The organism is Mesorhizobium qingshengii (genome assembly GCF_027563465.1).
Taxonomy (GTDB): Bacteria; Pseudomonadota; Alphaproteobacteria; order Rhizobiales; family Rhizobiaceae; genus Mesorhizobium; species Mesorhizobium qingshengii_A.
In genome coordinates this window covers 70,476-80,242 of the sequence record NZ_JAPFQA010000020.1, presented here as the reverse complement: position 1 = coordinate 80,242, position 9,767 = coordinate 70,476, and the positions used below count along the sequence as shown (strand labels likewise).

The following is a 9,767-nucleotide window of genomic DNA, read 5'->3' as shown; positions in this document are numbered from 1 at the left end:
GCCGGCTTTGGCGAACTCATGCGGCAGGCTAGCTTGCGCCAGGTCCGCACGGCAATCCTTTCACGTCAGACCGCTGAAGTGCGCGGTCGTTCGCTGATAATAAATCTGCCCGGCAAGCCGGCATCTATCGACGTGTGCCTGAATGCTGTTTTCCCCGCCGTGCCGTACTGTCTTGAGCTGATCGGCGCAGTTCCGATTGTCGCAGACCCGGCGATGTTTGATTAAGGCATGCGAGACGCGTCAGCCCACCGCAGCCAGTAAGCGTCGGGTGAGCATATGCGTAAGCTCGGTGGCCAGCGCGTCGCTCACGGCGTTGACCGCCGACCGGCGGCCGCGATCGTTGCGATCGCCCACGGCCTTAGCGCTGATTGCCTCCGGTCACGCGATCGCTCAAGCCGGGCCTGACCAGCAGCGTGAGACACTTGCGCGGCGAAGAAGGTGCGGCGTGCCGCATTGCAGGCGTTTCGGGAGGAATAAGTTACATCGCGCTCAGCTCGCCATGGGGCGGCCACAGCGAACCCGTCGCCGGGCTAGGCAAATCAGATATCGCCACACTGGCGCGGAGGTCGAGCAGCAGGGCGTACGACCCGCTATGGCAGATCATAGCCCATCATCATCAAGAGGAATGGCGAAGCCCGCTTTCGGGGAAGGATGAGGGGCTCGGCACGCTGTATCCCAATCGAGGAACATATTCACCGGTTCAGGCATTCAAAGTCTGTAGGCCCCAGGAGGCTTTCATGACCCATCGAAAAGTTGACAAAGAACGGTTGGAGCGGGCTGATCGCGAGTCAAAACTTGCGATCGAGGCAGAGCGTCAAATTCGCAACGCCAAAACGAAGCGGCTACGCGAACAGCGACTTTTGGTGGAAGCAGCCATGGAGAGGCCTCCTCCAGCCGAACGCCGTAAGGCCGCCGTCAAAAACACACAACGAAAGAATATCAATACCGACTGAGCCGGCTCGGGAACCGAAACGCGTTCGCGAACTTGTCGCGGGATGAGCACACGCGGCATTGACTTCTTGGATCATTGGATCGCCAACAACGTCCCCGAGACGACAAAGGCGGATGTCATCTCCGTCGACGAGCTGACGCACAAGCTGTTTGTTGACGCCAAGGCACTCGGCATCAAGCGGGAAGAGATTGATGAAGAAGTAGACAGCCTCTACCGGACGATCCTCGACGCTATAGCGCACTGCGATGCCGGCACTCCCGAGTGACGCGGCCCGGACTTGACCGGTTCTTGCTGCGTTCCTTTTTTGGTCTTCCCTTACGTGATGAGTGAGCGTTGACGAAGATTGCGGACGCGTCTTCGTCAAATCGTTTCGCGTTGCCTTCTAAGGACGGTCTTCGTCATCGAAGAGTATCCGCTCGGCCGCCCCGCTCAGATCGTCATACTGGCCCGAGCGCAAAGTCCACATGAATGCTCCAACCCCGACGAGGCCCAGCAGGATCGCGACTGGGATGAGGACGGCCAGGTAGTTCATGGACGGCTGCCAAATTGCACCGATGGCCGAATGAGCGATGGAAGTTCAGGTCCTGGCGCGGGAGCGTCCGCGATTCTCAATCTTGTCGCGTTGGCTATCACCAAGATGGAGGAAAGCGACATGGCCAACGCAGCGAAGAACGGGGTGACGGAGCCGGCAATAGCGATCGGCACCGCGATTGCGTTGTAGGCAATGGCGAGCGCAAAATTCTGGCGGATCAGCGAGCCGGCTCGGCGCGAGACACCCAGTGCATCGGTCACCGCCGAGAGGCTCTCCTTGAGGAACACGAAATCTGCGGCGTTGCGGCCGACATCTGCAGCGGTGGCCGGAGCCATCGAGACGTGGGCAGCGACAAGTGCGGGAGCGTCATTCAGCCCGTCGCCGACCATCATGACTTTTCTGCCGAGGCGAGCCAGCTCGGCGACGCGCGCCACTTTGTCGAAGGGCAGGAGCTCAGCCGAAACGCGGTCGATACCGAGTCGTTTCGCGATAGCGTTGGCGACAGCAATACGGTCGCCTGACAGGATCTCGCTGGCAATCCCGGCGCGCATCAAATCTCGGACAGTCTGTGCCGCATCAGGGCGTATCTGATCTTCAAACAAGAACGTCGCTAGCCCTTGACCGTCCCTCGCCAGGACAGAAACGGTGCCCATGGCCGAGCCCTTTTCGTCTTCCGACTCCCTTCCAAGTGCCCAGCCGGCGCGGCCGAGACGGTAGCGGCTGCCCTTCGCGGAGCCTTCCAGTCCGAGACCGGGAATCTCCTGGAGGTTATCGAAGGAGAAGGTGGGCATTGATCGAACGGCGGCCTGCGCAATGATCGCCCTGGCCGCGGGATGGCGTGATCCGGCCGCGAGTGCAGCGCCAATGGCAAGGGCGGACAGAGGGATCACGTCGACATTGGTCAGACGCAGGTTTCCTAGCGTCAGCGTTCCCGTCTTGTCGAAAAGGACCGCATCCGCCTCGGCGAGACGTTCCAGCGCGGAGCCATCCTTGACCATGATGCCCCGCTCGAAAAGGCGCCCCGCGGCTACAACCTGGACGATGGGAACGGCTAGTCCGAGCGCACAAGGGCAGGTTATGATGAGGACGGAGATTGCAATGGATATCGACAGGTGCCAATCGCCTGTCGCGTAAAGCCAGCCAAGAAGAGACAGCAGAGCGATCGTGTGGACTGCTGGGGCATACAATGCCGAAGCGCGGTCGGCGATGCGGCGATAACGCGCGCGTCCCCCCTCGGCGGCTTCCATCATCCTCAGCATCTGCGCCAGAAACGAGTCTTCCGCGCGTGCGGTTGCTCTTACGGTGAGCGGGCCGGAGAGGTTCATGAGCCCGGCCTGCACCGCCGTGCCGGGCGCGGCAGGGACGGGCACGCTTTCTCCTGAAACCAGCGAGGCGTCTAGCTCAGAATTTCCCGTCACTACGATGCCGTCAACCGGAATCCTGTCGCCCGGAGCGATGAGCAGGAGCGCGGCGGGCTCGACGGCCATCGTTGGAACGTATCGTCGAGTGCCGTCCGCATCGATGAGTGTTGCGCCGAGAGGCGAAAGCCGAGCCAGGCCAGAAACCGCCGAACGCGCCTTTTCACGCATCATATGGTCCAGCGTGCGCCCGATCAGAAGAAAGAACAGCAGGGTCGTTGCCGCGTCGAAATAGGCGTGCGGCGCATTGTGGGCGGTGTCGTACAGACTCAGGCCAAATGCCAATGCCACGCCGATCGAAATGGGAACGTCCATGTTGGTGCGACGGTGCCGCAACGCCGCCCACGCCGACAGGTAGAAAATGCGTCCTGAATACAGGATTGCCGGAAGAGCCAAGGCGGCCGAAACCATATGGAATGCTTGCCGTGTCTGTCCGTCGGCGCCAAACCACACGGACACCGACAACATCATGATGTTCATGCTGCAGAAGCCAGCAACCGCCATCGCCCTGACAAGCCGGGGCAGCTCGACATCCCTCGCGTCGGCTCCGGGAGCAAACAGGTGCGCCCGGTAGCCAATTCTCTCCAGCGCTCCAATCAGATCGGGAACTGCATCTCCGGCCGTGCGCCAGCGGACGGCGGCACGTTTCATCGAGAGGTTGACGCGCGCACTGATGACCCCATCCAGCGAAGAGAGCGCTTTTTCCACCGCCGCCATGCAGGCTCCGCAGTGCATGGTTGGAACGCAAAGGTCGGTTTGACGCGTGCCGTCGCCGAGGTCCCGGCTGGCCAGCCGGATTTCATCAAGCGCTACGGAAGCGAGTGTCTCAATTTCGAGCCGGGCGTCGGCTGGTGAACAGCAGGACATGCGATCTGGCCGATTCAGCGAATGGCTTTGTAGGCATGCCAGGTGGCGTGGCCCAACAGCGGGAAGACCACGATCAGGGCGACGAGACCGGTACCGACGCTCACCGCAAACAGGGCGAGCACAATCGCTCCCCACGTGAGCATCGGGACAAGGTTGTTCCAGACCATCGCCATGCTGGTTGCCATGGCCGTCAACGCGTCTGTTTGCTGATCCAGCAGCATCGGGACGGAGAAGACGCTGATCGCAAAACCGAAGGCGGCGAACAGCCCGCCGATCAAGGTTCCGATGATGATCATGGCCAATCCCATGGGGCTCGTCAGAAGTACGCCGATGATGTGATCAAGGCCGGGAAACGGCCGGATCCCGAAAAACAGGGCATAGATGAGCACCGCCGCCCGCATCCACAACAACATCAGCAGGCAAAGCAGCAGGCCGGTGAAAAACATGTGCGCGCCAGCCCGCGGCTTGACCCGCAGCATCGCGCCCAGCGTCGGCTGCTCGCCGTTTTCGATGGCCCGGCTCTTTTCATAGAGTCCGACCGCGAGAACAGGAGCCACGATCATGAACCCGGCAAGAGCGGGAAACAGGATGTAATCCCATTCGAGGATGAACATCGCCCAGATAAAGACGAGCGAAACGGCAAAGACGGCGAATCCATAGACGAGGCTGGGACCAGGCCTCACCATGAGATCGTGCCAGCCCGCCGTGACCCACCCGAAGGCGGCGCCCATCGGCAAATGTCGCTGGCGCTGTGGATTTCGGGTTTCCTCGATGCCCGAGACTTCGTTCAGCAACCCGTAGCGTTTGTCGACATCCGTCATCATTCTTTCCTCGCGAGCGGCCACGTCTCTTTCAACAGTCGGAATTGGCGGCCCTGAATCTGCCGCTCGAGGGGTCGGGAGCCCTCAGATGCGAAACGCATTCCGGTTGCGAGGTAAAGGCAACATAGAGCAGATGCGCGTTCGCCCCGACGAAAAGCAGCATTGCGGCCGGAACAAGCAGCCAGACGAGGGGCCGAACGCGTGATCGTTTCTGTTTCGCCAGTGCCATTCTCTTCATCCCGTCATGGCGTCTCGAGGCCTAACGAATAGACATAGAGCGCAAGGATCTTGATTTGCAGCGGGCCGAGCCGCTTGTCCCAAGTCGGCATGTGTCCCTGGCGTCCGCCGTGAATGGTGGCGATAATGCTTTGAAGGTCGCCGCCGTATATCCAATAGTCGTCGGTAAGGTTGGGCGCGCCAAGGTCTGAATTGCCCTTGGCGTTTTCGCCGTGACAGGCCGCGCACGTGGTCAGGAAGACTTGCCTGCCCGCTGCGATCGTTTCGATGGTCTTGGGCGTGGAGTCAGTCGGATTGCCGAGTGAATGGACATAGGCCGCCACGGTCCTGACCTGAGCGGGATCAAGCATCTCGTCGCGCCCAAAGGCCGGCATCTGCGAAACCCGGCTTTCCGCATGGCTGGAATTGACGCCCGTCGTGATCGTCTGTGCGATTGCCTCCGGGCCGCCGCCCCAGATCCAGTCGTGATCGGTCAGGTCGGGATAGTTCTTGCCGCCTTTGCCATCCCGCCCATGGCAGGCCGCACAATTGTCGCCGAAGAGCCGGTGGCCGGTCTGTTTTACGACGTCCATCAACCGCGGATCCGACAGCACTTCATCGTAGCTCGAATTGCTTATCGCATCGGACCATGATGCTCGCTCGGCGCTCGCCTCGACGAGCTTCTGTGCCACGATCTTGCGCTGATCGGTGTTGAGCAGGCCTTTGGTATAGGTCGTTCCCAAAGGCCAGGTCGGCATCACGAACCACCAGATCACGGCGAACAGGTGCGTGATGATGAGGAACATCAGGACGCCCCGCGGAACGGGGATGTCGAGTTCCTTTATGCCGTTCCACTCGTGTCCCGTCGTCGCGTGGCCAGTTGCGGCGTCAATTTCCTCTACTGCCATGGCGTGTCGTCCCGATCGAGAATGTTCTTCTTGGCATCATCGAACATCTTGCGGTTTGAGGGCCAGAACGCATAAACGCAAACGCCAATGGCGAACGCGATCAAGTAGAACAGCCCCCAACTCTTGGAGAATGCGACGAGCGTATCGTGGTCCATCGTGCGTACTCTGTTGCCGCGTCATTGCTGTGAGCCCGGCGCTTTTTCCGATGCCGCCGTCTGCTTGTAGGCAGCGTCTGTCAGGCGCCCGAGCACTTGCAGATATGCCACCAGCGCATCCATCTCGGTGAGTTCGGTCGCCACGCCGTCAAAGGCGCTCACCTGGGTCTTCTCGCCATAGCGTTCAACAACGCCCGCCGAGAAATCGCTGTCGGGGGTCGCTTGGCCAAGCGCATCCCTCGCCGCATTGGCGATCATATCGTCGGTATAGGGCACACCGACTTCACGCATCGCCGCCAGCTGCATGCCGAAATCGGCTGTTTCCAGCGGAGTGCGGGCGAGAAACCGATAAGACGGCATGTTGGATTCCGGAACCACGTCCCGCGGGTTCATAAGGTGCGTTACGTGCCAGAGATCGGAGTACTTGCCACCAATGCGCGCAAGGTCCGGGCCGGTACGCTTCGAGCCCCAAAGCATCGGGTGATCGTATTTGGATTCGACCGCAAGCGAATAGGGACCATAGCGCTCGACATCGTCACGCAAGGTGCGGATCATCTGGCTGTGACAGGCGTAGCAGCCCTCTCGTTCATAGATGTTGCGGCCTGCGAGCTCCAAAGGCGTATAGAGACGCATGTCGGGCGCCTCTTCGACAGTCTCGTGGATGGTGAACAGCGGTGCGATCTCGACAAGGCCGCCGACGCTGGCCGCGGCGATGATAGCCAGCACAAAGCCAATCGCCGTCCGTTCGATCTTGCGGTGGAAGAGTTCAGGCATGTTCTTACTCCGCCGGGCTCGGTGCCGTGCCCGTTGCGGGGCGCCGATCCGGCAGATCCAGCTGACTGCCCGCGATGAGCGGTGTGGCTCGAGCGGTCATCCAGATGTTGTAGCAGGCAACAAGCGCCCCAAGCAGGAACAGGAGCCCGCCAAAAGCGCGCGCGATGTAATAGGGATACATGGCGATCAGAGAATCGACGAAGGAATAGGCCAGCGTCCCATCTTCTGTGTAGGTGCGCCACATCAGCCCCTGTATGATGCCGGAGTTCCACATCGCAAAGACGTAGATGAGTGTTCCGGCGAGCGCGAGCCAGAAGTGGACCTCGACAAGGGCGGCCGAATGCATGGCGTCGCGTTTCCACAGCGCGGGAACGAGCGTGTAAAGCGAGCCGAAGGTGATGAAGGCCACCCAGCCGAGCGCACCGGCATGGACATGGCCGATGGTCCAGTCTGTGTAGTGCGAGAGCGAATTCACGGGACGAATTGCCAGAAACGAGCCTTCGAAGGTGGACAGGCCGTAGAAAACGGCGGCTACCATCATGAAGCGCAACGTGGCGTCGTCGCGCACCTTGTGCCAGGCGCCGTTCAGCGTCAGCAGCGCATTTCCTGCCGATGCCCAGGACGGCACCAGGAGCATCACGGAAAACGTCATGCCGAGGTTCTGCACCCAGTGTGGCAGCGCCGTGTAGTGGAGGTGATGTGAGCCTGCCCACATATAGAAGAAGGTAATTCCCCAGAAGCTGAGGATAGACAATCTGTAGGAAAAGATTGGCCGTCCCGCCCGCTTCGGCAGGTAGTAATACATCATGCCCAAAAAGCCCGACGTGAGGAAGAAGGCGACGGCGTTGTGACCGTACCACCATTGCACCATGGCATCCTGCACCCCCGCCCAGATCGTGTAGCTTTTGGCATGTCCAATCGACACGGGCACGGCGAGGTTGTTGACGATATGCAGGATCGCGACGACCACGATGAAGGCCATGTAGTACCAGTTGGCCACGTAGATATGCGGCTCCTTGCGCCGCGCGAGGGTGCGAAGATAGAGAATGAAATACGTCACCCACACGACCACCAGCCAGAGGTCGGCGTACCATTCGGCCTCTGCATACTCCTTCGACTGGGTCACGCCCATGACGTAGCCGGTGACGGCCAGAATGCAGAAGAGATTGAAACCCAACAGCACGAACCAGGGACTGATCTGGCCCGCCAGACGAGCGCGCGAGGTGCGTTGCACGACGTGGAACGAGGTCGCGATCAGGGCATTGCCACCGAAGCCGAAAATGACGCCAGTGGTATGGGTCGGACGCAGTCGTCCGAAAGTCGACCAAGCGGCATCGAAGGCGAGGGTCGGCCAGGCAAGTTGCGCTGCGATCCAGACACCCATGAACATGCCAAACACGGCCCAAGCCATGGACAGCGCAATGCCGACCTTGATGGGATCGTCATAATAGCTGGCCTGCCGGTCTGTCCGCGGCTCGGGCGCGTAGAACGAGGACAATACGAGAAACAGCAGACCAACACTGTAGACCAGCACGATCACGCCGTGCACCCCGAACGGATCAGACCTGCCGAGGGCGGCCATGGCAACGCCCACCATCGCCATCACAACAAGGATCACTGCCGCGTATTGGCGTTCGCTGGAGGTCAGCTCGGTGATCAATTCAATTCCTCCTGCTCACCTGTACCAGTCGATTCCTGTTCTAGATCACACCATGGCAGTTCAAATCACCGGTTTCAAGCAATGCCGCAAGTTCCGCATGCAGGCAAACCCGCTGGCCAACTCTGCGCGCTTTTCGCGCGTCGTGAACAGCGTGCGACTTTTGTCTATGAGACTGGGATAATATACACTTGAGAACGCTCGCCTTCATGCCAAGATTTTGGTCGACTGTTTCTGGCCGGATTTCAGCCGTTTGCGACGACCGGAACCGAGGAGAGGCCCTAACACCGTCGCAAGAGCGAACTTCCGGGCGACGTCGGTCGACGCCTTCGTTGTGCAGAAAATGAACCCGGGGCAAGGCAAGCGCGATCGATGGCTTTGCCGTCAGATATGAATGCCGCAAATCGCCAGAAGCGTCAAAGCCAGCGATGTCAAACTAACCGCCACCACGATGGCACCGAAGCCAAAGGCCAGCACGGCTGCCAAATCGCGGTGAACTTTCATTGCATCGGTCATCCCTGCGAAATAGCGCGTGGCGCCCGGATCGGCAAGATGCTGCACTGTCCTGGAAGTCCTCCGTCCTTGCGCCCCATGCGGGGCCAGAGCCTGCGTCAGCTTCGCGCGTCAGGCAGGGCGCCATTGGCGAAACGGGAAGGATGCCAAGCGCGCCAGTGGGTCGGATCGATGTCGATCCGCTCGCCGGTCAAGGCGTTTCTCCAGCATTGTAGGTGCTTCGTGCACGGAAATACAAGCGCGTGTTCGCCCTCCCCGTCGAGGACGGCCAGTTCGAGCTCAAGATCGTACGGAACGGTGAGGATCGGATTCCACATGGACTTCGATTCAATCTGCATTGGAAAGGCAGATCTGGCCCTGATCCAGATCATTCGTCTTGCAGGTTCGAGCGCGCCGTAGACCAGCGGCACCCGATGAGAATGGCCTCCGGATTCCAGCGAGGCCAGCGGCGGAATCCAAAAAGGAACAATCCAGGCCAACAAATGCCCACCCGGTGAACCCTGCTGACATCCAGAAATAGGATCGGCTCTCCTTCAATTGCCGGCTCCAACCTGAGCCAAGAGGTTTTCGAACACTTTCTTTGCCTTTCCCGCCCGTCTGACAGTCGATGCGTGCGCCAGATTGACCGGTTTGCCGACGACGATCAGCGCCACCATGCCCATTCCATAGTGGGGCGCGCACTTCACGCCGTAGACACCTTCCTTGTCGAGCATAACGGTGATTTGTTCACCAGCCTTGCCTTTGAAGGTCTTTGCCCCGTCGGGGATCATGCCCCAGATGCTTTCAGCATTGTGCCCCTTGTCAGTCGGCACGAACGTCACGGTGTCGCCCGGCGCTGCCCGGACAAAGTCAGGCTGGAAGACCATGACGCCTTTCTCGCCCTTGTCGAGCATCTGGATTTGATGATCGGCCGCCTGCGCGTCTCCTGCGACCATCGATGCCGCGAGCGCGGCG

At 60.3% G+C, this 9,767-nt stretch carries 12 protein-coding genes and 1 pseudogene; 3 read left to right on the top strand and 10 right to left on the bottom strand.

Features of this window, described 5'->3' with window-relative positions; genetic code table 11:
* The 3 genes and pseudogenes from OOJ09_RS28030 to OOJ09_RS28020 form a co-directional block, all read left to right on the top strand.
* Positions 1-225, top strand: a pseudogene (locus OOJ09_RS28030) (molybdopterin adenylyltransferase); the annotation flags it as partial.
* A gap of 512 nt (positions 226-737) precedes the next feature.
* A complete protein-coding gene (locus OOJ09_RS28025; RefSeq protein ID WP_269908303.1) occupies positions 738-953 on the top strand; it encodes a hypothetical protein in 216 nt (71 codons plus the stop codon).
* Between the two features lie 42 nt (positions 954-995).
* Positions 996-1,217: a hypothetical protein gene (locus tag OOJ09_RS28020; protein ID WP_269908302.1), complete on the top strand. Its 222-nt coding sequence runs from the start codon at positions 996-998 to the stop codon at positions 1,215-1,217.
* A 117-nt stretch (positions 1,218-1,334) separates the two neighbouring features.
* Here the strand turns inward: OOJ09_RS28020 and ccoS are convergent, their stop codons facing one another.
* From ccoS to OOJ09_RS27970, 10 genes are all read right to left on the bottom strand, one after another.
* Positions 1,335-1,484 (bottom strand): cbb3-type cytochrome oxidase assembly protein CcoS, encoded by a 150-nt coding sequence (ccoS, locus tag OOJ09_RS28015; RefSeq protein WP_269908301.1) that lies wholly within the window; start codon positions 1,482-1,484, stop codon positions 1,335-1,337.
* Complete coding sequence (locus OOJ09_RS28010; RefSeq protein ID WP_269908300.1) at positions 1,481-3,769, bottom strand: heavy metal translocating P-type ATPase; 2,289 nt, start codon at positions 3,767-3,769, stop codon at positions 1,481-1,483. Before OOJ09_RS28010 ends, ccoS begins: the two co-directional genes overlap by 4 nt.
* Before the next feature lie 14 nt (positions 3,770-3,783).
* Positions 3,784-4,590: a DUF2189 domain-containing protein gene (locus OOJ09_RS28005; protein WP_420107559.1), complete on the bottom strand. Its 807-nt coding sequence runs from the start codon at positions 4,588-4,590 to the stop codon at positions 3,784-3,786.
* A gap of 242 nt (positions 4,591-4,832) precedes the next feature.
* A complete protein-coding gene (gene ccoP / locus OOJ09_RS28000) occupies positions 4,833-5,714 on the bottom strand; it encodes a cytochrome-c oxidase, cbb3-type subunit III (RefSeq protein ID WP_269908298.1) in 882 nt (293 codons plus the stop codon).
* Positions 5,705-5,869 (bottom strand): cbb3-type cytochrome oxidase subunit 3, encoded by a 165-nt coding sequence (locus OOJ09_RS27995; RefSeq protein WP_269908297.1) that lies wholly within the window; start codon positions 5,867-5,869, stop codon positions 5,705-5,707. Before OOJ09_RS27995 ends, ccoP begins: the two co-directional genes overlap by 10 nt.
* Before the next feature lie 21 nt (positions 5,870-5,890).
* Positions 5,891-6,643 (bottom strand): cytochrome-c oxidase, cbb3-type subunit II, encoded by a 753-nt coding sequence (gene ccoO, locus OOJ09_RS27990; protein ID WP_269908296.1) that lies wholly within the window; start codon positions 6,641-6,643, stop codon positions 5,891-5,893.
* 4 nt (positions 6,644-6,647) lie between these two features.
* Positions 6,648-8,246, bottom strand: a complete 1,599-nt coding sequence (ccoN, locus tag OOJ09_RS27985; RefSeq protein WP_420107562.1) for a cytochrome-c oxidase, cbb3-type subunit I — start codon at positions 8,244-8,246, stop codon at positions 6,648-6,650.
* A gap of 438 nt (positions 8,247-8,684) precedes the next feature.
* On the bottom strand, positions 8,685-8,861 hold the full coding sequence (locus OOJ09_RS27980; RefSeq protein WP_269908295.1) for a hypothetical protein: 177 nt from the start codon (positions 8,859-8,861) through the stop codon (positions 8,685-8,687).
* A gap of 50 nt (positions 8,862-8,911) precedes the next feature.
* Positions 8,912-9,292 carry a hypothetical protein gene (locus OOJ09_RS32015; protein WP_333474493.1) on the bottom strand — a complete coding sequence of 127 codons (381 nt, stop codon included), beginning with the start codon at positions 9,290-9,292 and terminating at the stop codon, positions 8,912-8,914.
* 54 nt (positions 9,293-9,346) lie between these two features.
* Complete coding sequence (locus OOJ09_RS27970; protein ID WP_269908309.1) at positions 9,347-9,748, bottom strand: pseudoazurin; 402 nt, start codon at positions 9,746-9,748, stop codon at positions 9,347-9,349.
* Between the last annotated feature and the right edge of the window lie 19 nt (positions 9,749-9,767).

Bases quoted from the DNA above. Each gene is read 5' to 3' on its own strand.
- OOJ09_RS28025 (WP_269908303.1), top strand. From the start codon at position 738: ATGACCCATCGAAAAGTTGACAAAGAACGGTTGGAGCGGGCTGATCGC.
- OOJ09_RS28020 (WP_269908302.1), top strand. From the start codon at position 996: ATGAGCACACGCGGCATTGACTTCTTGGATCATTGGATCGCCAACAAC.
- ccoS (WP_269908301.1), bottom strand. From the start codon at position 1,484: ATGAACTACCTGGCCGTCCTCATCCCAGTCGCGATCCTGCTGGGCCTC.
- OOJ09_RS28010 (WP_269908300.1), bottom strand. From the start codon at position 3,769: ATGTCCTGCTGTTCACCAGCCGACGCCCGGCTCGAAATTGAGACACTC.
- OOJ09_RS28005 (WP_420107559.1), bottom strand. From the start codon at position 4,590: ATGACGGATGTCGACAAACGCTACGGGTTGCTGAACGAAGTCTCGGGC.
- ccoP (WP_269908298.1), bottom strand. From the start codon at position 5,714: ATGGCAGTAGAGGAAATTGACGCCGCAACTGGCCACGCGACGACGGGA.
- OOJ09_RS27995 (WP_269908297.1), bottom strand. From the start codon at position 5,869: ATGGACCACGATACGCTCGTCGCATTCTCCAAGAGTTGGGGGCTGTTC.
- ccoO (WP_269908296.1), bottom strand. From the start codon at position 6,643: ATGCCTGAACTCTTCCACCGCAAGATCGAACGGACGGCGATTGGCTTT.
- ccoN (WP_420107562.1), bottom strand. From the start codon at position 8,246: ATGGCGATGGTGGGCGTTGCCATGGCCGCCCTCGGCAGGTCTGATCCG.
- OOJ09_RS27970 (WP_269908309.1), bottom strand. From the start codon at position 9,748: ATGGTCGCAGGAGACGCGCAGGCGGCCGATCATCAAATCCAGATGCTC.